The following is a 21,509-nucleotide window of genomic DNA, read 5'->3' on the forward strand; positions in this document are numbered from 1 at the left end:
TCATCTCCCGGACACGCGCTCGGCCACCTCCGGTCCGTCCGGCCGGTGCCGCGTCGTGATGACCGCCTGGTGCGGGTCGCCGTCGAGGATCACCGCCGGCAGTCCGCCGCCACCGCCATCGCCGGCACCGGCACCGGCACCGGGCCGGGTCAGCTCCCGGTCGTGCAACGTGCGCAACTGTTCCAGCGACAGGCCGCTGACGCGCTCCAGATCCCGGACGAGATCCTCCGTGTCCGGGCCCGGCCGCCGTTTCCCGCCGAGCAGCTCGCGGACGAGGCCCGCCCCGGCCGCCAGCTGCGGCTGCTCCTGGGCGAGGTACCGGTCGAGCCCGGCGGCACGTTCGGCGAAGGGCGAGTACACCATGCAGACGAGCTGCTCCTCGGTGAGGCCGAAGACCGCGCGCGCGTACTCCCCGGCCTGGGCCCGCTGCTTCTCCGCGGCCCCGGGGCCGCGGTACCGCTCCTCCACCATCTTGAGCAGGACCTCGGGGATGTCCTTGCTCCGCATCAGCCCGAGCGCGAACTCGACGTACTCCTCGAGCCCGGACGCGTAGTCCCGCTGGTAGAGCCGCTCGGCCTTCAGCGCGCGCAGGTGCGCCATCAGCGCCGGGTTGCGGCAGTCGGACTCGGTGAAGTTGAACGCCGACTCCTCGAACTCGAACCCCAGGAAGCTCGTGAGCAGGTCCCAGTGGTCGCCCGCGGCGTAGGCCGTCTCGTCGTAGATGGAGAAGAAGGTCAGGTGCTCGGGCACTCCCTCGCCGACCGGCTCCTCGATGTGCCGGGGGCCGTGGACGTCCTCGAAGTAGTGCTGGGCGAGCGCGTCGATGGTGGTGAGGACGCCGGGGAAACCGCGTCCGCGCCGGTGCCGCACGTCCGGGACCAGCCGGCGCCCGAGCCTGTTGATCCACACCGCGTAGGAGCGCTGCTCCTGGGGCGAGTCACCGGTGATGATGACGTCGACGCCGTCCCCGTACGAGGCCGACAGCCCCATGGCCTTGGCCACGCTGATGTTGCAGGCGTTGCAGAAGGTGGGGCGGCCGTCGCCGAAGGTCCGGTGCCCGCTCATGAGGATGTCCTCGCGGTTGCGTTGCACGAGATCGGGCGGCAGCGGCCGGTCCACCGAGTACGGGGCCACCTCCGTGCCGTCGACGAGCAGCGGCTCGCAGTCGGGATCGTCCAGCAGGCCGAGCGCCCGGTAGGAGCGCTCGATGTTGTGCATGACGGCCGGTGAGACCCCCGCGTGCCGCATCGTGACGATCCGCAGCGGGAACGTCTCGCCGTACAGGGCGTGCAGCGCCAGCTGCATCGTCCGGACGTAGGCGAGCGTGTAGGCGCTGTCCTTGCCGCCCCCGTACGCGACCAGCACCCGGCTGCGGCCCAGGGGCCTGCGCTCGACCAGGTGGGCCCGCAGGCGCAGCGCGCTGCGCATGGCGCCCTCCAACTCGCCCTCCGGCATGGCCTGCCGGAGCCGCTTCCAGACGGCATCGCGGCGGTCCGCCCCGGAGAGGGCGGTCTCCTGCGCAGCGTTGACGGGCGTGCGCGTGGGCGGATGCGTGGCGGCGTGGGGCGTCCACAGGTCTTCCCGGCCCAGTCGGCCGGGCGCGTACTTGCCGACGGCACTGGTGAGCAGGCGCAGCTCGTAGCCGATGCTCTCGGCCAGCCGCCGCAGCCCGTCCTCGCCGTCCTCGTCGGCCGCGATCAGCGCGGCCCTGCCCAGCCCCACGGCGTCGGCGCCCTCGGCCAAGCGCGTGGCCGCCCCGACGCCGTTCCAGATCCGTCCCGACACCAGAAGGCATCCACCCGAGGGATCGATGCGGCTCAGGCATTCCGTGAGAGGCAGCCCGACCGCGTCGAGGAAGGCGACGGGGGCCCAGCCCGTGCCGCCTTCCGCCCCGTCGACGGTCACGGCGTCGGCACCGGCCTCCCAGGCCGTGGCGGCGGCCTCCGCGATGTCCCGGGTGGGCGGCAGCTTCACCCAGACGCGGCACCGCGGGTAGTTGTTGCGCATCAGCCGGATCTGGTGCCGGAGGATCTCCGAGGTGAAGGTCCCGGGGCTGCTGCCGCGCAGCACCGGCCCCCGCTCCCAGAGCCCGTCGATGGAGTAGCGCTCCATGAGGGCGCCCGCGGCGGCCTCGTCCAGCAGCGTCATCCCCCCGAGCCCCGGCTTGGCGCCCTGCCCCACCTTGAGCTCGAACCCGAGCCTGCCGCTCTCGAGCAGCTCCCGCGTCGCGGGGTGGCTGTAGAGCAGGTTCCAGACCTCGGCGTCGGCGTCCTCCGTGCTCTGCTGGACGACGACGCCGCCCAGCTCGGGCGGCAGGCCTTCGGCGTAGGCGGCGATACGTCTCACCACCGGCTCCACGGGGCCCGCCCCCTCGTGGCCGCGTGCCCGCACGGGGATGACGTTCTCGCCGATGACCATGGGAACGCCGAGACGGCCCGCCTGCCGGGCCACGGCCAGGCCGTGGTCGCTCTCGGCGACGTCCGTGGACCCGAACGCCGAGACGTAGAGCGGCAGAGCCGCCGCGAAGCCCCCGACCGACGCGGTCAGGTCGACGTCCGCGGGCAGGGGCTCCCGGCCCAGGTCGTACAGCTTCTCCAGGCGTTCCGGCACGAAGACCGGCGGGACGATCCTGACGGAGGTCTCCGGGTCGCCGGAGGATCCGGCGCCGAAGACGGTCCGTCCGTAGTCGCCGGGCCCGGGGAAGACCGCCGCGGCCCCCTCGCGGGCCCGGCGCCGGACCAGGCCCTCCGGGAATCCGGGCGCGCTGAGCCGCTTCACGGCGCCATCACCCCGGGGACCTTCGGGTACGCGCTGGCCTGCCAGACGGCGTCCAGCCCGCACGCGTACCGGGTGAACCGCTGCACGCCGAGCCCGAACCCCGCGCTGGGAGGTATCCCCTGCCGGAGGACGTCCAGGTACCAGCCGTACTTGGCCGGGTTCTCGCCCGTCTCGCGGATCCTCGTGAGCACCCTGCGGTACTCGTGCTCGCGCTCCCCTCCGCTGCACAGCTCCCCGAAGCCGCCGGGCGCGAGCAGGTCGAAGTTGCGCAGCATCCCCGGCCTGTCGGGATCCTCGCGGTCGTAGAAGCCGCGGGACCCCTTGGGGTAGTCGGTGACGAACGCCGGCCCGGCCAGGTCGCGCGACAGGAGCTCCTCGCCCTGCCAGTCGATTTCGGTGTGCGGATCCTGCGGGTGGCCGAGATCCTGGAGGCGCTTGACCGCCTCGTCGTGGGTCATGCGCTCGAACGGCCTCCCCGGAGCGGGCCGGCCGTCGGCGGCGGACCCCGTCTCGTTCTCCCACCACGGGCCGAACCGCTCGAACATGGCGCAGACCAGACCTTGCGCGACCCGCATGGCCTCGTCCCGGCCGGCCTCGCCGACCTCGACGTCGATCTGGTGGAACTCGGCGAGATGCCGGTGCGTCGCGGCCGTTTCCAGCGGCTCCATCCGGACGTTCGGGGCCACGGTGAAGACGCGGTCGAAGGTGAGGAGCGCGGCCTGCTTGTAGAGGATGCCGCTCGTCATCAGCTTGTAGCGGTGTCCGTAGTAGTCGATGTCCACCTGCTTGGCGCCGCGTCCCCCCGGATCGGTCACCGGCCCGATCAGCGGGGGCAGGATCTCGACGAAACCCTCCCCGTGCAGGTAGTCGCGGGCGGCCTGGAGCAGCCGGTCCTGCGCCTGGAGCGCCCGGCGGGTCCGGGGGGAGAGCAGATGGTCGCGAGGCGTGTCGGTGAGCGGCTCGGGCGGTGCCTGGGGAGAGGTCATGAAGAACCACCAAGGGTAGGAGAGCCTGATGTCGGGCCGCCCGCCGCCGGGGAGGCGGCCGGGGCGTCGTACTTCCGCTCCATCTGCGACAGAGCGTCGAGCAACTCGTCGGAACCGGGGGCGCCCGCGCCGGACCGTTCCGCCGGCGGGACACGGATCGGCATGGCGCCGGTGTCGGCCCACCTCAGCCGGCCGCCGCTGATCCTGCTGGTCGTGCCCCCGCGGTTGTCCGGATGCAGGCAGTAGGGCACGTCCAGGTACCCGTTGGCGAAGGCGCGCCGCAGCGCCGTGCCCATGTCGGCGTGCAGCTCCAGCACCGCCTCGACCAGTGCGAGGGCCTCGCGGTAGGTCTCGGTGTCGCCGGTCACCGGCGGGAACGCCGGCGACCGGGCGGCGGCATCGTGCGCCACCACCAGCGCCTCCACGTTCTCCTCGATCGTGGGGATGCGGTGCGCCTCCGCGACCGTCTTGACGATCAGCCGGTCCGCGGCGCTGCCGGCGGCCAGTTCCGCCGCGTCGCGCAGAAGCCGCAGCGCACCGGTGCGAGTCCGCGGATAGACCCCCATGTAGGCGTAGACGACGATATGCCAGCGGGCGGTCGGAAGCAGGCGGGCGGCCAGCCTGTCCAGCGCGGCGACGGCCTCCCGGTCCTGTTCGGGATCGATCTGCTGGGCGTAGCTGAGCGACACGTCACGCAGCCCGCGCTGCACGAAGAACAGCGCCTCCAGGACGGACAGGGCGACCAGCAGACCCGGCGGGCACAGCTGCCCGAGCATGCACCCGCCGAAGGTCTCCACGTGCGGGTGGCGGCCGGAGTCCTGGAGGCCCGCCAGCGTCTCGCAGGCCCGCGCCCACCGATCGACCGAGTCGCGCAGCGGGGTGCGGCCGTAGGGCAGGCAGTACGACACCGGCCCGCCCTCGGTCGCGTCCAGCCCGGCCGCCAGCATCGCCGCGATGATGGGCTCGGGGTCGGAGCTCCCGTGGCGCACCTGTACCGGGAAGTCCTGGTCCGCCAGGCCGTGGACCAGTTCCCGCGTCACGTCCCGCGCATGGGCCGTGATCGGGTAGCCGTTGAGCCTGCTGCCGTTCCGCAGGGCCCGCCGGGCCGCCTCGTGGTCTCCGATCCGCGTGTAGCTGTCGACCGTGATCGTCCCCACCGTGGTCGCGGGGGCGTCCCGCACGGCCGTCAGGCCGCGCCGCATCGTCGCGGGATCCTCGAAGCCCATGCGCGGCTGCACCACTAGCCGTCCCGCCGCGCGGGCCGCCTCGACGCGGGAGCCGAACCCGCTCCGGCGCTCAGGCTCCGACGAGCCGCGGGCCATCTGCGTCCGCCTTGGTCTGGAGCTCGCCGAGGTAGCCGAGGAACCCGTGGACCGAGCCGTCCGGGAACACCCGGTCGAACCCGGCGGCGAGCAGCCGGGGCGCCAGCGTCCCGTTCTCCGCGCCGAGCGTGCCGAGCTTCCCCCCGATCACGGCCGGCGTGCGCGCCAGCTCCGGGACGCGCCGGATCCTCCGGATGACGCGCATGCCGTCGATGGCGCCGTGGCCGTTCACGCTGCTGAGCACGATCAGGTCGGGATGCGTGGACGCGCATTCGTCGACGAGGAGGCCGTCCGGAGGGCAGGGCCCCACATTCGTCACCGAACAGCCCGCCTCCTGCAGCAGCTTATCCAGATACACGAGATTCCAGGTGTGGGAGTCCGAGGCGACTCCGCTGAGCAGGACGTGAAATGACGTGCGTGCCAGTGCCCGTCCGTGCGAATCGTCCGCGTGGACGGCGAGGTCATTCTCAATCCCGGTGCTTGGGGCCACCGTGGACACTCCTTATGTTGAGACCAGTCAAGGCGCATGGCCGGACACAAGTTACTTGAGTCGTGACAGGTCCCCAAGGGAGCAGCCCTGGCCGGAGGCCGCGCGTGCGACGCACGTCGCGCGGGCGTTACGGCGGCGGATGCGGCGCGACCTCGCCCTATTTTCGGTCCCCCGCGTAACCGATGTTTGGGATTGCTTGCAGGGGAGGGGGCGTCCGATGAAAGAGAACATGGCGCACCGGCGACGCGCAAACAGACTGCAGGCGATGAAATCCCCGCGTAACATGAATCCGGGCGGAACGGGCACGGCCCGGATCTGGAACGTTCCCGTCCGGTGCTGGCCGAGCCCGCCCCACGGTGGAGCGCCGCCGGGAGCACGGCGGCCTGGAAGGTCCTGCGCGAGCCACGCTGCCGCCCTTTCGCGCCGGCTGGATCGCCACAACCATCCACACTTTTCAATTCCGCGAAACCGCGGCATGCCGAAAAGGTTCACTGCGTTAATGAATTAATCGCCCGTGGGCTGAAGGGCGCATCGAATCACACGCGCAAGTCTGCCGTTCTCTTGCGAAACAACGGCTTTCTCGGCATCGGCAGAATCACGCGTTCGGCCTAGCCCGCAAGCCCGGGACTCAGTCGCGGACTTCGGCCATCTCGAGCGCGAGCCGGCGGTGGAGGTGCTGGCAGGACTGCTCGTTACGACCGTAGAGGTAGGTGCCCTGCGGCCAGGCTTCGGAATTCTTCTGGATCGTCACCTCCATCGGCCAGTCCTCCTCGGAGGCGGCCTGCTCCAGGATCTGCCAGCTCTTGTTGAGCCGGGCCTCCATGCGCTCATCGAGGATCTCGGGCCGCACCAGGAAGCGGATCTCGGTGGTCGAACGGCCAGGGTCGACCGGGTCGGGCCAGACGCTCCAGAACTCGACGTGGTCCGGGGCGGCGATCACGGACGCGTTGGGGTAGAGGAAGAGGTTGCTGCCGATCAGCTTCCACGCGGCCTCGGGCTCCTCGCCGGCTCGGGCGAGGTCACCGAGCTTGGTGCGCGGGCTGAACGACTGACCGTGGGGGCCGTAGCCGCGCCAGACGCTGGTGTTGGTCTCGATCAACTTGCCGACGCCGCCGGGGTGGAGGAACTTGGGGTGGAGGACGTCGATCGCGCCGTCCAGGACGAGCTTCCAGTTGATGTCGAGCGTGAAGGACTTGTGCAGGAAGATCTCGGAGTCGGCGACCCCCAGGTCCTCGAGCTGGGCGGTGACGTCCGGCCCCATCCAGTCGTCGATCGGCTGTCCGGGGTCGCCGGCGAGGTTCACGAAGAGGAAGCCCTGCCACTCCCTGGTCCAGACCACGTTGAGGCCGTGCGTCTCGCGGTCGACCCGCGTGTAGAACTCGTCGTACGGCACGCCACGGAGCTCTCCGCTCTCACAGGCATAGCTCCAGCCGTGGTAGCCGCAGGTGAAGAAGCGCTTCGTCCCCGACTCGGCGTTCTCGACGCGACCGCCGCGGTGCCTGCAGATGTTGACATATGACGCCACGCCGCCGTCGGCCTTCCGCACCACGATGAGCGGGACGCCCAGCACCTCGCGGGTGATGAAGTCGCCCTTCTTCGGGATCTCGGAGCCGCGCCCGACGATCAGCGGCCTCCGCGTCAGGACCTGACGTTCCCGTGCGGCGTGCTCAGGGCTCACGAAGTGGGAGACGGGGACGCGGAGCTCGTCGCCCATGTCCGTCGTGCCCTCACGCAGGTGCTGCATGAGGTGTCTCACCACTGATTCGTTGATGGCTGTCATGGTGGAGCTCCCGGTCGGTCCTCGGTGGGCATCGGCTTGAAGGGTACCGCGTCAAATCTAACGAGCGTAGATTAAAGCTTCAATGCGACTTGCTCGATTAACCGAATAACGTTAGGTTTGGGGCGGATCGTGAGGAGTGCCCTTGACCCACGTCATCACCCAGGCCTGCTGCAACGACGCCGCCTGCGTGCCGGTCTGCCCGGCCGACTGCATCCATCCGGCTGAGAGCGAGCCGGGCTTCGCCTCCGCGGAGATGCTCTGGATCGATCCTGAGGAGTGCATCGACTGCGGTGCCTGCGCCGACGTGTGCCCGGTGGACGCGATCTACCCGGAGAACCGGCTTCCCGACGATCTGCAGCCGTTCGTGGAGATCAACAGCATGCTGGCCCATCTCCGGCGCGGGTCCCTGACACGGGGTGGTGCCCAGAACGCGCCCACAGGACGGCGCGCCGGGCCGAGCGGCCGGGTCGAGGTGACGAGTGGGCCGTTGCGGGTCGCGATCGTCGGCACCGGGCCGTCGGCCGTCTTCGCGGCCGAGGAGCTTCTGGCGACCGCGGGCCCCGGCGTCCGGGTGTCGATCTTCGACCGCCTGCCGGTGGCCGGTGGGCTGATCCGGTTCGGAGTCTCACCCGACCATGTCCACACCAAGCGCGCCCTGCGCCGGTTCCCGCAGGTCGCCCAGGATCCCAGGGTCTCGCTCTTCCTCAACGTCGAGATCGGCGGTCACATCCAGGTGGCCGAGCTCCTCGAGCACCACCACGCCGTGATCGTCGCGGTCGGCGCGGCGGGCGACCGGAAGCTCGGCGTCGCCGGCGAAGACCTGCCCGGAAGCCACGCGGCCCGGGAGTTCGTGGCCTGGTACAACGGCCATCCCGACCATGCCGACGCCGTCTGGGACCTGTCCGGCGAACGCGTCGTGGTCATCGGCAACGGCAATGTCGCCCTCGACGTCGCCCGCGTCCTCACCGCCCACCCTGATGAGCTGGCCGCGACCGACATCGCCGAGCACGCGCTCCGGGCCCTTCGCGAGAGCAACGTCCGCGAGGTGGTGGTCGTGGGGCGCCGCGGCCCCGAGTCCGCGGCGTTCACCTTCCCAGAGCTGGTCGGCCTGAGCCGGCTCACGAGCACGGCGGTGCGCGCCTCCGGCGTCGAGCCGGCCGACGCGGTCGCCACACCGCGGGATCCCGCTGGGTTCCCCTCAGCGCTCAAGACCGGCCTGGTCGCCGACCTGGCCCGGCGCCGGCCTGACGATCGCCGCACGATCGAACTGCGCTTCCTCCGCAGCCCCGACGCGATCCTCGGCAGTGGATCGGTGACGGGCGTCCGGCTCGGCCTCAACCGGACGACCGCGGACGGCATCGAGCCCACCGGCGAGACGGAGGTCCTGAGCTGCGGCCTCGTACTCCGATCCATCGGGTATGAGGTGGTTCCGATGCCCGGCCTGCCCTTCGACGAGCACCGTCGGACGATCCCGCATGCGGCCGGGCGGGTGACCGATCCCGGGACCGGTGAGCCCCTCGCCGGTCTTTACGCCACCGGTTGGGTGAAGCGCGGCCCGAGCGGCGTGATCGGCACCAACCGCCCCGACGCCCGCGAGACGGTGGCCGGCCTGCTCGATGATTTCAGGTCCGGTCACCTGGCACGGCCCGCGAAGGAGGAAGGCGAACTCGCCGCGCTGGTCAGCGAGCGCCGGCCGCGTGCGGTCGACCTGAAAGGCTGGCTGGAGATGGAGCGGATCGCCTGCGGCGGTGGACGGCCGTGACCCTCGTGAAGTCCTACTGCCGCTTCTGTGCCGCCTCCTGCGGAACGCTGGTCGAGGTCGTGGACGGCCGGATCGGAGCGGTCTTCGGCAACAAGGACCACCCGCTCTCCAAGGGCTTCACCTGCCCCAAGGGCCGCCGGGCCGGCGCGCTCCTGCAGGGCCCCCACCGGCTCACCAGCTCGCTGCGGCGGAGCGGGAACGGCGAGTTCGAGCCGGTCGACGGCCTGGCGGCGTCCCGGGAGATCGGTGAGCGGCTGCGGCGGATCCGCGCCGAGCACGGGCCCGACTCGATCGCGCTCTTCATGGGCACCCAGCAGGCGTTCACCGCGCTGACGCCCTTCGTGGTGAAGTCCTGGCTGCGTGCGACCGGGTCGCACAAGCTCTTCTCCACGATGACGATCGATCAGTCGGCCAAGTGGCTGGTGCCGCTGCGCATGGGCGAGTACCTCGGCGGCCCCCAGCCGATGACCGACGCCGATGTCTGGATGCTCTCGGGCAACAACGTGGTCCTCACCGCGTCGGGAGGCGACGGCGACGGCCCGCTCGTCACCGACCCCGCGACCCAGATCAAGCGTGCGCGCCGGCGCGGCATGCGGCTGATCGTCATCGACCCTCGCCGCACCGAGACCGCCGAGCTGGCCGACCTGTTCCTGCAGCCGCGTCCGGGCACGGACGCGCTGCTCCACGCGGGCCTGCTCCGAATCCTTCTCACCGAGGGCCTGTACGACGCCGCGTTCTGCGACGAGTACGTCGACGGGCTGGAGGAGCTGCGGAGGGCGGTCGATCCGGCCACCCCTGAACGCGTCGCACGCGAGTGCGACGTACCGGTCGAGGACCTGTTCCTCGCGGCCCGCATGTTCGGCGGCGACAAGCGCGGGCGGTTCACCACCGGCACCGGTGCGAACTTCGGTCCGCACTCCAACGTCGCCGAGCATCTCGCCGACACCGTCAACATCATCTGCGGCAGGGTGCTCCGGGAGGGAGAGCCCGCCTGGGGCGGATCGGTGCTGATGCCCGAGCGTCCGGCGGTGGCGGCGGTGGCGCCGCCGCGAAGGACCTGGGAGTCGGGCTTCACCAGCCGGGTCGGTGGATGCGGCCGGCTGAACGGTGAGTTGCCGTCGGCGATCCTGCCGGACGAGATCCTGATGCCGGGGCCCGACCGGGTCCGCGCGTTGGTCGTCTCCGCCGGCAACCCGATGGTCGCCTTCCCCGACGAGGCCAAGATACGCCGCGCGCTGGAGCACCTCGAGCTGCTGGTGGTGATCGATCCCTTCCTCACCGAGACGGCCAGGCTCGCCGACTACGTGATCGCACCGGCGATGTCCTACGAGCGCGCGGACCACACCGTCCTCATGGAGTTCTTCTTCCCGCGGCCCTTCGCGGGCCACACCCCCGCCATCGTGGCTCCCCCCGCGGGCGTCATCGAGGACTGGGAGTTCTTCTACGAGACCGCTGTGGTGATGGGGCTCGAGATGAAGGTCGCCGGTCGGCCGCTCGACCTGCGGCACAAGCCGACGTCGGAGCAGATGCTGGAACTGGTGGCGTCGAGAGGGCGCGTCGATGTGGCTTCCCTGCGTGGACGACCCGACGGCGTGCTCGTCCCCGGAACCGGTGCCGTGGTCGGGCCTCGGGGCGACGACACCACCCGGCTCCAGCTCGTGCCGCCTGACGTCCTCGCGGAGATCAGGGCCGCGCTGGACGACGTCGTGGAGATCCCGGCCGGCGGCTTCCAGCTGATCTCACGCCGGCTCAAGGAGGTCATGAACTCTCTGGGCCGGGGGATCCCGGGCCTGGCTCTCCACGACTACAATCCGGCGTTCCTCAGGCCGGAGGATCTGGCACGGCTCGGTGTGCGGCCCGGTGGCGGCGTGGTCATCACCTCTGCCTTCGGGTCGGTCCGGGCGGTCGCCCAGCCCGACGAGACCCTGCGGCCCGGAACCGTGGCGTTGCCCCACGGGTGGAGCGGCGAGGTGTTCCCCGGCGCGCGGGGTGAGGGCGCCAACGTCAACGCCCTCACCTCCGGTGACGAGGACCTGCAGACGATCAACCGGATGCCGCGGTACACGGCGATCCCGGTGACCGTCGTCGCGCTGGGGACTCGCGCGGGGCCCGCCGCCGGAAGCGCCCGGCGATCCGCAGATCCGCGGCGAGCGGTCGACGACCCCGAGTGACCGAGGTGATTCGCACCCCGGTACGGACCGGAGCACCCTGGCGCCGTTCCGGGCGGGCTCTTGCTCATTTTATCTACTGTCATTAGGATATGGGGGTCGGTGATTCGCCGCCAGACCTGCTCGGACATGGGCAAGGAAGGGGTCGCTGGATCGGCGACACCGTCCACGAAACACCTGACGACCTGATCGGGCCGCGTTCCTTCTGGGTTCCGCGCGAGGCCGGGCCCTGAGCTCGCGGCGCCATGGCTTCGATCTGTCAGCAACCGAGGACTGGGACATGGATCGCAAGGAATTCTTCATCGATGGCGCCTGGACCGCCTCGCTCGACGGCGGCGCGCACCAGGTGGTGGAGGCCGCCACGGGACGGCCCCTGGCCGAGGCCGCGATGGCGGGCGCGGCCGACATCGACGCGGCGGTCGGCGCCGCCCGTCGTGCGCTGGCCGGACCCTGGGGTGAGCTCGGCAACCCCGGGCGCGCCGACCTGCTCGACAGGTTCGCCGATGAGCTCCAGGCGAGAGGCCGGGAGACGGCTGAGACGGTGACCCGTGAGAACGGTATGCCGATCAAGATGTCGAAGTCGGTCAACGGCTACGGCCCGGCGTTCATGGTGCGCTACTACGCCAAGCTGATCCGCGGCCTCGGCCTCGAGGAGAGCCGGCCCAGCGCCGCGGGCGGACGGACCATCGTGCGGCGCGAGCCCGTGGGTGTGGTCGCCGCCATCACGCCGTGGAACTACCCGCAGCCGCTTGCCGCGATGAAGCTGGCGCCTGCCCTGGCGGCCGGGTGCACGGTCGTGCTCAAGCCGTCCCCGGAGACGGCGCTCGATGCCTACGCGTTCGCCGATGCGGCCGTGGCGGCGGGTCTGCCCGCCGGTGTCGTCAACGTGGTGCCGGGCGGGCGTGAGGCGGGCGCCCACCTGGTCCGGCACCCGGGTGTGGACAAGGTGGCGTTCACCGGCTCGACGGGTGCCGGACGCGCCATCGGCGAGATCAGCGGGCGCCTGCTCCGCCCGGTCACGCTGGAACTCGGCGGCAAGTCCGTCTCGCTGGTGGCCGACGACGCCGACCTCGACCTCTTCACCGCACGGCTGCTCGACGTCTCCCTCCCGAACAACGGTCAGACGTGCCACGCCGGCACCCGGATCCTGGCGCCCCGCACGCGGTACGGCGAGGTGGTGGACGCGATCACCGAGACGGTGCGCGGCTACCGGGTCGGGAATCCGCTCGACCGGGGCACCCAGATCGGGCCGATGGTCAGCCGGGCGCAGCGGCGGCGGGTGCTCGACTACATCGGGATCGGCAAGGCGAGCGACGCGCGCCTCACGGTCGGTGGCGGTGTCCCCGCCGGCCTCGCGGAGGGCTGGTTCGTGGAGCCGACCGTGTTCGCGGACGTGGACAACGGCGATGTGATCGCCCGGGAGGAGATCTTCGGTCCGGTGCTCGCGGTCGTTCCGTACGGCACGATCGACGAGGCGATCGCGATCGCCAACGACTCGGACTACGGCCTGGGCGGCAGCGTCTGGACCGCCGATGAGGAGCGGGGCATCGAGATCGGTCGAAGGATCCAGACCGGATCCTTCGGGGTGAACCACTACGAGTTGGACCTCGACGCGCCCTTCGGCGGCGTGAAGGGCAGCGGCCTGGGGCGCGAGCTCGGACCCGAGGGCCTCGGGCCGTACCTGGTGCACAAGTCCATCTACCTCGCCGCTTCCGCGGCCTCCTGAACCTCTCCGGCCCGCCGGCCTCGCAGAGGAAACCCGGGTCTTGTCCGAATAACCTAGAGGTATTAGTTTAACGGGACGCGAAGTGGAGGAGGAAACATGAGCGGCACCGTCGTCGACGCCCTGTCCTGGTGGGCGCGCAGCACCCCCGACTTCGTCGCCATCGACTTCGACGGTGATCGGGTGACCTATGCCCAGCTCGACACGTGGGCCGATGGTGTCGCCGCCGGCCTGGCGGCCGACGGCGTCCAGGCCGGGGACCGCGTCTCGATCGCCGGGGTCAATTCCCTTGAGTGGTGCGTCGCCGCGCTCGCCGGCTTCAAGGTCGGTGCGATCGTGGCCCCGTTCAACAACCGGATGGTGGCGCGTGAGCTCGCCGACTTGATCGAGGACTGCGAGCCGGCGGTCGTCTTCGCCGACGAGGGCGCGATCGAGGAGCGCGTTCGGGAGGTCCAGGACGCCGGCGCGAAGTTCCGGCTCAAGACCCTTCAGGGCGATGTCCGGCCGCTGCGCGGCGGCGCGCACGCGGCGATCCCGAACCGCGCCGTGGACCCGCGGGATCCGACCGCCATCGTCTACACCAGCGGGACCACCGGCAAGCCCAAGGGCGTCATCTTCACCCACGCCACCATCGCCGGTGAGATGCACGAGTGGCACCTGATCGAGCCGATCCGGCCGCAGGGGCTGCGGACCCTCCTGGTCCTTCCCCTGTTCACGGCCGCCGGCATCATCTGGGGCATCTCCCGGGTCACGTTGCACGGAGGAACCCTCTTCCTCCAGCCGCGCTTCGTGCCCGACCGTGCGCTCGAGGTGATGGCCGCCCACAAGGTCACCACCCTCACCGGCCCGCCGATCCTCTTCGAGCAGATCTCCCGCGTCGACGGCTTCGACGAGGCCGACCTCTCGTCGCTCACCACGGCGCACTGCGGCGGCGCCCGAGTGCCGGCCGACCTGCTCAAGGCCTGGTTGAAGAAGGGCGTCGCGCTGCGGCAGATCTACGGCCAGACCGAGATCGGCGGCTCGGCGACGGTCACGCCGCGTGCCGAGGCTCACCTGCATCCGGAGAAGTGCGGCTTCGGCGGCATCTTCACCAAGATCCGCGTGGTCGATTCCGCGGGCAACGACCTCCCGCCGAACGAGCAGGGGGAGATCCTCCTGCGGGGGCCGGGCATGATGCCGGGCTACTGGCGCAACGAGGAGGCGACCCGCTCCGCCATCGTCGCCGGCTGGCTGCACACCGGAGACATCGGAAAGCTGGACGAGCGGGGCTACCTCACCTACGTCGACCGCGCCAAGGACATGATCATCTCCGGCGGCCTCAACATCGCCCCCCTGGAGATCGAGCAGGTCATCCAGGCCCTTCCGGGCGTCAGGGAGGTCGCGGTCATCAGCGTCCCCGACGCCAAGTTCGGCGAGACGCCGGCCGCCCTGATCGGCGCGGAGGCGCCGCTCGACGCCGCCGACGTCATCGCGTGGTGCGACGAGCGGCTCGCGGACTACAAGGTCCCGCGCTACGTCGTCTTCGTCGACGGCGACCTGCCCCGGATGGCCAGCGGCAAGATCGCCAAGCGCGCCCTGCGCCAGGAGTACGCCGCCATCCCCCAGACGACCGCGAAGGTGCGCTGATGCCGATCGACAAGGTCGCCCTGGTCACCGGGGGCGGGCGGGGCATCGGTGGGGCGGTCTCCCGGCGCCTGGCCGAGGAGGGGTTCGCCGTCGCGGTGAACTACTCGCGCAGCGCCGACGGCGCACAGGCCGTGGTCAAGGAGATCGAGGCCCGCGGAGGGCGCGCGGTCGCCGTGCGCGCCGACATCAGTGTCGCCGAGGAGGCGGCCGGCCTGGTCGCCGCCACGACCGAGCTGCTGGGCGCGCCGACCGTGCTGGTCAACAACGCCGGAATCAATGAGAACGCCTCGGCGCGCTCCCTCGGGCCCAGGGCGTGGGACCGCGTGCTGGGCGTGAACCTGCACGGCGCCTACTACTGCACCCACGCGGCCCTCCCCGGCATGTACGCCGCCGGCTGGGGACGGGTGATCTTCTTCGGCAGCCCCAGCGGCGGCCGATCCATCGCCCCGACCATGACGGCGTACGCCGCGGCCAAGGCCGGGATCGTGGCGATGACCAAGGTGCTCGCCAAGGAGGTCGCCCGCCGGGGCATCACCGCGAACACGATCGTCCCGGGTTTCGTCGACACCGACATGGTCCGGGACGCCGGCGGCGGAAGCAGCGACATCATGCACGAGACCTGGCCGGAGATCCCCGCGGCCGCCATCGCCGACGCCGTGGCCTTCCTGGTGAGCGATCAGGCGGCCTACGTGTCCGGCGAAGAGCTCGGCGTCTGGCTCGGCGGCCCGGTCCGCTGAGGTCCGCCCCCGACTTCTCACTCCGAACTGGAAGGGCACCCATGCCGGGCTACTCGTTGCTCAACGGGATTCGCGTCCTGGAGGTCGCACAACTCGCGCCGTCTTCCGTCGGCGGGCATCTGGCCGATCTGGGCGCCGACGTGATCAAGGTCGAGTCGGGTCCCGGAGACGGAGTGCGCACAGGCGGCGCGGCCGCGGTGGGCACTCCCGGCGGGCCGGCCTTCATGCACCTGCGCTGGAACCGCGGCAAGCGAAGCGTCGCCCTGGACCTGCGCGGCGAGGAGGGCAAGCGGTCCTTCCTCGCCCTCGCCGAGCAGTCCGACGTGGTCATCGAGGGCACCCGCTCGGGATACCTGGCCCGGCTCGGCCTGGGACCCGACGTGCTCGCCGAGCTGAAGCCCTCGCTGGTCTTCTGCGGCATCTCCGGCCTCGGCTCCGACGGGCCCTACAGCCGGCTGGGCTCGGGCGGCCCCGTGTTCGACGGGTACGCCGGACTCCGCAAGGTGGACCTGCCCGAAGAGCCGCCCAAGGAGGGCGTGGCCGGGTCGACCCACCCGAGCATCGCCATGTACGCGCTCGGCGCGTACGGCGCCATGGGCGTGCTCGCGGCCATCCTCGACGCGCGGCGCACCGGCGCCGGCAAGCGGATCGAGGTGTCCGGGGTCGATGTCGCGGCCGGCTGGATCCCCGACGAGATCGACGCCGCCCTGAACCGGGACCGGACCGTGCTGCGCGACGGATGGCTGCCCGACGGGCGCCTGCCCGACTGGCCCCGCCTGGAGGCCTACCGGACGAGCGACGGAGGAGCCATGATCTTCGGCGCGCACGTCGAGAAGTTCTGGCGGAGCTTCTGCGCCGGCGTGGGACGCGAGGACCTGCTCGGCCACGACCTCGCCACCGTGGACGGGGGATCGGCCGATCGCGCCGAGCACGTCTGGCGGGAACTGAAGAAGATCTTCGCCGGGCGGACCCGCGCCGAGTGGATCCGCTTCTTCCTCGACCACGACATCGCCGGTGGACCCGTCAACACGGTCGACGAACTCGTCCGTGATCCGCACTTCACCTCCCGTGCGAACACCTACCGGCTCGTCACCGACCACGGGGAGCTGGAACTGGCCGCCTCCGCGGTGCGGGTGGCGGGGGAGACCTTCTCGCCGGAGCAGGCCCCCGCGCTCGGTGCCGATACCGAGGCGGTCCTGGCGGAACTCGCCCCCTCGATCCTTCCCGACCCTTCGCCCCAGGACGGCTCATGAACATCAACCAACTCGTCCGGTACTGGGGCCGCACCCGCCCTGACCGCGACGCGATCATCTTCAACGACACCGCCATGACCTGGGGTGAGCTCGACGCGGTCTCGGACGCGTTGGCGCGCGGCCTGGCCGGCAGGGACGTACGGCGGGGCGACCGCGTCGGCATCCTGATGACCAACAAGCCCGAGGTCGCCGCCCTGATGCTGGCGACCGTGAAGCTGGGCGCGATCTGCGTCCCGCTCAACTTCCGGCTCCGGGGCAACGAGCTCGCGCCGCTGCTCGAGGACGCCGCCCCGAAGGTCGTCATCGCCGACGGCGACCTGGCCGGCCTCCTCGAAGAGGCCCGGCGGACCGTCGAGTTCGAGATCTTCGCGCTGGGCGGCAGTGACGTGCCGCCGTACTCGGACCTGCTGGTCGAGGACGGTCCCGTGCCGCTCGCCGACATCGGGGACACCGATCCGGCGTTCATCTGCTACACCTCCGGCACCACCGGTGTCCAGAAGGGCGCCCTGCTCACGCACGCCGGCATCCTCTCGGTCGGTCAGGCCGCGGCGGTCGCGCACGGCCTGACCGGCAGGGACCGGGTCCTCGCCATCGCGCCGCTGGTCTACACCGGGTCGGGGATCTCGGTCTTCATGCAGTTCGTGGTCTACCCGGGCTCGACCATGGTGCTGCTCCAGGACTTCGACGCCGAACGCGCTCTCGACATCCTCGAGGACCACCGGATCACGGCCACCACGATGGTGCCGGTCATCTGGGAGCGGATGGCGATGCTGCCGAAGTTCGGCAAGGCCAGGCTGGCGGACTTCACCTTCGCGGGCGCCGGCGGCGCACCGGTCCGGTTGGATCTGCTCGAGGCGTTCCGCTCGCGTGGGATCCCGCTGACGCAGGTCTACGGCCTGACCGAGGCGTCCGGTCTGGCGTCCTCGATGCGCTACGAGGACGCGGTCAGCCGCCCGGGCTTCTCCGGTCTGCCGCTGGTCGGGACCGACATCCGCATCGCCGCGGCCGAGGGCGGCTTCGCGGCCCCCGGCGAGGTGGGCGAGATCCTGATCAAGGGCCCGCACGTGATGAAGGGCTACTGGCGGCGGCCCGGGGCCACCGCGGAGACCGTCGTCGACGGCTGGCTGCGCACCGGCGATGTCGGACTCCAGGACGAGGACGGCTTCCTCAAGCTGGTCGACCGGAGCAAGGACATGCTGATCTCGGGGGGACTCAACGTCTACCCGGCCGAGATCGAGCGGGCGCTCGCCGGCGTGGACGGGGTGCTCGAACTCGCCGTGATCGGCGTGCCCGACGAGTCATGGGGCGAGGTTCCGCTGGTCGTGTTCGGTTGCGACGGCGACCCGACGGAGGTGGCGTCCCGGCTGGCGACGGTGTCCCAGACGCGGCTGGCGGGCTTCAAACAGCCCCGCTACGCGGTCGTGAACGATGGGCCGTTGCCGCGCACGTTCTCGGGCAAGCTGGCGAAAGTGGTGCTGCGAGAGCGGTTCGCCGCCGTCCCCGAGCACGCCATCACGCTCAAGCGATGACGGACGAGCGGTACGCGAACGACGCCCGGCGCGTCCGACCTCAGGCGCTGGTGAGGGTTGCGCTGCCCTTGGCCGGATCGGCGTCCAGCTGGACGACGCCGTGGAGGAAGCTGCGGATCATGTTCTCGAAGACCCGCTTCTGGGTGAACGTGTTGGCGGCGACGGCGGCGGCCAGTCGCGGCTGGCGCTCGGGATCGAGGTGAGGGAACGACGGCTTGCGCGACGTCGTCGCCTTCATCGCCTCGGTGAGGGAGGCGCCCAAGGTGATCGTCTCCATGCCGTCGAGGATCTGGACGTGCAGGTGCGCCGGCACACCGCTCTCGGTCAGGAACTCGGCGGCGTCGTCGTAGCCGGTCAGCTGCAGCCGGGGGCGGTACTGCAGCAGCAAGGGGGCCGCGTTGCGGTGCCGGAGCACGACGGTGCGGAAGTTGAGGCTCATCTGGACGAACCACTCCGGCCAGTTCTCCGGCGCCGGCTTCCGGGGGACCTTGACCTCGGAGACGATCGAGCGGGAGACGGCCGCGAGGATCGCCGACTTGTCCTCGAAGTGGTGGTACAGCGAGGGCGCGCTCACTTTCATGTCGCGCGCCAGGCGCGGCAGCGAGAGCGCGTCGAGCCCCTCGGTGTCGATGATGCGCAGTGCCGCCGCGACAGCGGCGCTGCGACTGATCAGTGGCTGCCGGGGCCGGGCCATTGCGATCTCCTGATGACGAACTCGTTGGGTGCGATGTTACCGCTTGTTTTATCTAACGCTTATATTTTCGGCGGGCGGCGCGCGTCGCAGGTGGGGCGGCTCCATCGTAGCGGAGCGCCCGGGGCCCTTGCTTCTTTAATCTATCGTCATTAGGATAATTTCCCCTGGTGCCGTCCAGGGCGCGACTGCGTCACTCCTGAAAGGGGCTCCATGGCCGACTGGGACTTCGCCGGCGTCTTCGAGGCGGTCTCACGCGTTCTCCCCGACCGGGTCGCCCTGGTGCACGGCGACCGGCGCACCACGTGGTCCGAGCTCGACGCCAACGCCTCCGCGCTCGCCGGCGCCCTCGACGCCGCCGGCCTTCGCGCCGGCGACGTCGTCGCGGAGTATCTGCGCAACGGTCCCGAGTACATCGAAGCCTTCTACGCCGCGAGCAAGGCCGCGCTCGCGCCGATGAACACCAATTTCCGGTACGTCGACGACGAGTTGGTCCAGATCTGGACCGACGCGGAGGTGAAGGCGGTCGTCTTCGCGGCGGAGTTCCGCGACCGCGTCGTCAGGGTCCGCGAGCGGGTGCCGAGCGTGCGCGCCTGGATCGAGGTCGGCGGGAAGGGCGCACCCGACTGGATCACGCCCTACTCCGCCGCCCTGGCCGCCTCGCCCCGCCCGCACGGCGGGGGGAGCGCCGACTCCCTGATCCTCATCTACACGGGGGGGACGACGGGACACCCCAAGGGCGTGATGTGGCGCCAAGCGGACATCCTTTCCCTGCTCAACTCGCAGAACGCCTCCCCCCTGCCCGACCACGGCGACACCGCGGCGATCGAGTCCCATCTGCGGGAGAAGAGCCGCGAAGTGCGCGCACTCACCGCGAGTCCGCTCATGCACGGGGCCGGGCTGTTCTACGCGATCGCCGCATTGAGCGCGGGCGCGACGGTGGTCACCCTGCCCGGTGAGAGCCTCTCGGCGGAGGAGTTGCTCGACACCGTCGAACGCGAGCGGGTCAGATCGCTGGCGATCGTCGGCGACGCGTTCGCCCGGCCGCTCCTGGCCGCGCTCGACGCCGAGCCCGGACGCTGGGACCTCTCCAGCCTGACGTTCGTCTTCTCGTCGGGCGTCATGTGGAGCAGCGAGGTCAAGGCCGGACTGCTGGTCCACCTCCCGCGAGCGCGCCTCCTCGACGGGCTCGGCTCGTCGGAGGCGTCCGCGGTCGCCTCGACCGTGTCGACGGCGGGGGCCGTCGCGGACACCGCGTCGTTCCGCCCGTCCGACCGGGCCGCGATCCTGCTCGATGACGGCACGCTGGCCCGGCCGGGCGACGGCCGGACCGGACGGCTCGCGGTGACCGGCTGGATCCCGGTCGGCTACCTCAACGACCCCGAGAAGTCCGCCCGGACCTTCATCGAGGCGGCGGGCCGCCGCTGGTCCGTCCCCGGTGACCTGGCCCGGCTCGAAGCGGACGGCAGCATCCGCCTGCTCGGCCGCGGTTCGAGCGTGATCAACACCGGCGGCGAGAAGGTGTTCGCCGAGGAGGTCGAGGAAGTGCTCAAGAAGCACCCCGCCATCGCCGACGCCGCCGTGGTCGGCGTACCCGACGACCGCCTCGGAAAGAAGGTCGTCGCCCTGGTCGAGGCCAGCGGTGAGGAGCCCCCGCTCGAAGATCTCCTGACCCACGCCCGGTCCCTGCTGGCCGGTTACAAGGTCCCGCGCGAGATCGGTTTCGTCGACACCGTCGGGCGCGGCGCCAACGGGAAGCTCGACCACCGCTCGCTCACCGCGCTCGCCGAGAAGAAATGGAGCAACGCATGACCGTCACCGCCGGTGCGCCGATCGAGGTGCGGGACGTCGTGACCACCGAGGAGGTGCGCCCCGGCGTACTTCTGATCAGGCTGAACCGGCCCGATCAGCTGAACGCGATGACCGCGGACCTCATCCAGCGACTGCGTGACATTCTCCACGAGGTGCGCGACGACGCCGGGGTCCGCGCGATCATCCTGACCGGCAACGGCTCGGCGTTCTGCGCCGGGCTCGACCTGCGCGGCTACGGCCAGGCCCCCGGCAACCGCGGCGTCGAGGGACGCCCGCAGGCGGGGCTGCGCGTGCAGAAGCACATCGCGGACCTGCACGAGGCGTTCCGCGGGGCTCGCGCGCCGGTCATCGCGGCCATCAACGGCGCGGCCGCCGGCGGGGGGATGTCCCTCTCGCTCTTCGCCGACATCCGGATGATGGCGAAAGACGCCAAGCTGCACGCGGCCTTCATCAAGCGGGGCCTCTCGGCGTGCGACATCGGCGCGAGCTGGCTGCTGCCCAGGATCGTGGGCTTCTCCCGCGCTTCGGAGATCCTGCTGACAGGACGCGACATCGATGCCCGGGAGGCCCTCGAGATCGGCCTCGCCTCCAGCGTCCACGAGCCGCAGGACCTGCTCGCCGCCGCCATCGAGAAGGCCGAGCTGATCGTCTCCAACAGCCCCATGGGGGTGTGGATGACGAAGGAGGTGCTGTGGTCGAACCTCGAGATCCCGAGCCTGCGCGCCGGGATCGACCTCGAGAACCGCACGCAGATCCTCTGCTCGCTCACCAAGGACCACCGTGAGGCGGTCAGCTCCTTCCTCGAGAAGCGCCCGGCCGAGTACCTCAACAGGTGACCGATTCCCTCGGGGA

The 21,509-nt window shown here is 71.0% G+C and carries 15 protein-coding genes; 9 read left to right on the forward strand and 6 right to left on the reverse strand.

Features of this window, described 5'->3' with window-relative positions; all coding sequences use genetic code 11:
• The 5 genes from ACFPZN_RS16310 to ACFPZN_RS16330 form a co-directional block, all read right to left on the reverse strand.
• Window positions 1-2,778, reverse strand: a complete 2,778-nt coding sequence (locus ACFPZN_RS16310; protein WP_378282808.1) for a glutamate synthase-related protein — start codon at window positions 2,776-2,778, stop codon at window positions 1-3.
• The gene (locus ACFPZN_RS16315; protein WP_378282809.1) at window positions 2,775-3,764 is read right to left on the reverse strand and encodes an asparagine synthetase A; all 990 of its coding nucleotides are present in this window, start codon (window positions 3,762-3,764) and stop codon (window positions 2,775-2,777) included. Before ACFPZN_RS16315 ends, ACFPZN_RS16310 begins: the two co-directional genes overlap by 4 nt.
• A complete protein-coding gene (locus ACFPZN_RS16320; RefSeq protein ID WP_378282810.1) occupies window positions 3,761-5,086 on the reverse strand; it encodes a methylaspartate mutase in 1,326 nt (441 codons plus the stop codon). Before ACFPZN_RS16320 ends, ACFPZN_RS16315 begins: the two co-directional genes overlap by 4 nt.
• Window positions 5,061-5,585 (reverse strand): cobalamin B12-binding domain-containing protein, encoded by a 525-nt coding sequence (locus ACFPZN_RS16325; protein WP_378282811.1) that lies wholly within the window; start codon window positions 5,583-5,585, stop codon window positions 5,061-5,063. The genes ACFPZN_RS16320 and ACFPZN_RS16325 overlap by 26 nt, the downstream gene beginning before the upstream one ends.
• A gap of 619 nt (window positions 5,586-6,204) precedes the next feature.
• Window positions 6,205-7,320: an aromatic ring-hydroxylating oxygenase subunit alpha gene (locus tag ACFPZN_RS16330; protein WP_378282812.1), complete on the reverse strand. Its 1,116-nt coding sequence runs from the start codon at window positions 7,318-7,320 to the stop codon at window positions 6,205-6,207.
• Window positions 7,321-7,498: 178 nt separating this feature from the next.
• Between ACFPZN_RS16330 and ACFPZN_RS16335 the strand changes: the two genes are divergently transcribed.
• The 7 genes from ACFPZN_RS16335 to ACFPZN_RS16365 all read left to right on the forward strand — a co-directional run bounded on the left by ACFPZN_RS16335 (window position 7,499) and on the right by ACFPZN_RS16365 (window position 18,154).
• Window positions 7,499-9,118, forward strand: a complete 1,620-nt coding sequence (locus ACFPZN_RS16335; RefSeq protein WP_378282813.1) for a 4Fe-4S binding protein — start codon at window positions 7,499-7,501, stop codon at window positions 9,116-9,118.
• Window positions 9,115-11,289, forward strand: coding sequence for a molybdopterin-containing oxidoreductase family protein (locus tag ACFPZN_RS16340; protein ID WP_378282814.1), 2,175 nt, complete (start codon window positions 9,115-9,117; stop codon window positions 11,287-11,289). The genes ACFPZN_RS16335 and ACFPZN_RS16340 overlap by 4 nt, the downstream gene beginning before the upstream one ends.
• 277 nt (window positions 11,290-11,566) lie before the next feature.
• The gene (locus ACFPZN_RS16345; RefSeq protein ID WP_378282815.1) at window positions 11,567-13,012 is read left to right on the forward strand and encodes an aldehyde dehydrogenase; all 1,446 of its coding nucleotides are present in this window, start codon (window positions 11,567-11,569) and stop codon (window positions 13,010-13,012) included.
• Window positions 13,013-13,108: 96 nt separating this feature from the next.
• Window positions 13,109-14,635 carry a class I adenylate-forming enzyme family protein gene (locus tag ACFPZN_RS16350; protein WP_378282816.1) on the forward strand — a complete coding sequence of 509 codons (1,527 nt, stop codon included), beginning with the start codon at window positions 13,109-13,111 and terminating at the stop codon, window positions 14,633-14,635.
• Window positions 14,635-15,372, forward strand: a complete 738-nt coding sequence (locus ACFPZN_RS16355) for an SDR family oxidoreductase (protein WP_378282817.1) — start codon at window positions 14,635-14,637, stop codon at window positions 15,370-15,372. The genes ACFPZN_RS16350 and ACFPZN_RS16355 overlap by 1 nt, the downstream gene beginning before the upstream one ends.
• 41 nt (window positions 15,373-15,413) lie before the next feature.
• Entirely contained in the window at window positions 15,414-16,625 is a 1,212-nt protein-coding gene (locus ACFPZN_RS16360) for a CaiB/BaiF CoA transferase family protein (protein WP_378282818.1), read from the forward strand.
• Window positions 16,622-18,154, forward strand: coding sequence for a class I adenylate-forming enzyme family protein (locus tag ACFPZN_RS16365; RefSeq protein WP_378282819.1), 1,533 nt, complete (start codon window positions 16,622-16,624; stop codon window positions 18,152-18,154). Before ACFPZN_RS16360 ends, ACFPZN_RS16365 begins: the two co-directional genes overlap by 4 nt.
• Window positions 18,155-18,194: 40 nt before the next feature.
• On the opposite strand, the gene ACFPZN_RS16370 is transcribed toward ACFPZN_RS16365, so the two are convergent.
• Entirely contained in the window at window positions 18,195-18,848 is a 654-nt protein-coding gene (locus tag ACFPZN_RS16370; protein ID WP_378282820.1) for a TetR family transcriptional regulator, read from the reverse strand.
• A 210-nt stretch (window positions 18,849-19,058) separates the two neighbouring features.
• Between ACFPZN_RS16370 and ACFPZN_RS16375 the strand changes: the two genes are divergently transcribed.
• On the forward strand, window positions 19,059-20,657 hold the full coding sequence (locus ACFPZN_RS16375; protein ID WP_378282821.1) for an AMP-binding protein: 1,599 nt from the start codon (window positions 19,059-19,061) through the stop codon (window positions 20,655-20,657).
• A complete protein-coding gene (locus ACFPZN_RS16380) occupies window positions 20,654-21,493 on the forward strand; it encodes an enoyl-CoA hydratase/isomerase family protein (RefSeq protein ID WP_378282822.1) in 840 nt (279 codons plus the stop codon). Before ACFPZN_RS16375 ends, ACFPZN_RS16380 begins: the two co-directional genes overlap by 4 nt.
• The last annotated feature ends 16 nt before the right edge of the window (window positions 21,494-21,509 follow it).

The sequence above is a fragment of the Actinomadura rugatobispora genome, from assembly GCF_042656285.1.
GTDB classification, from domain to species: Bacteria; Actinomycetota; Actinomycetes; order Streptosporangiales; family Streptosporangiaceae; genus Spirillospora; species Spirillospora rugatobispora.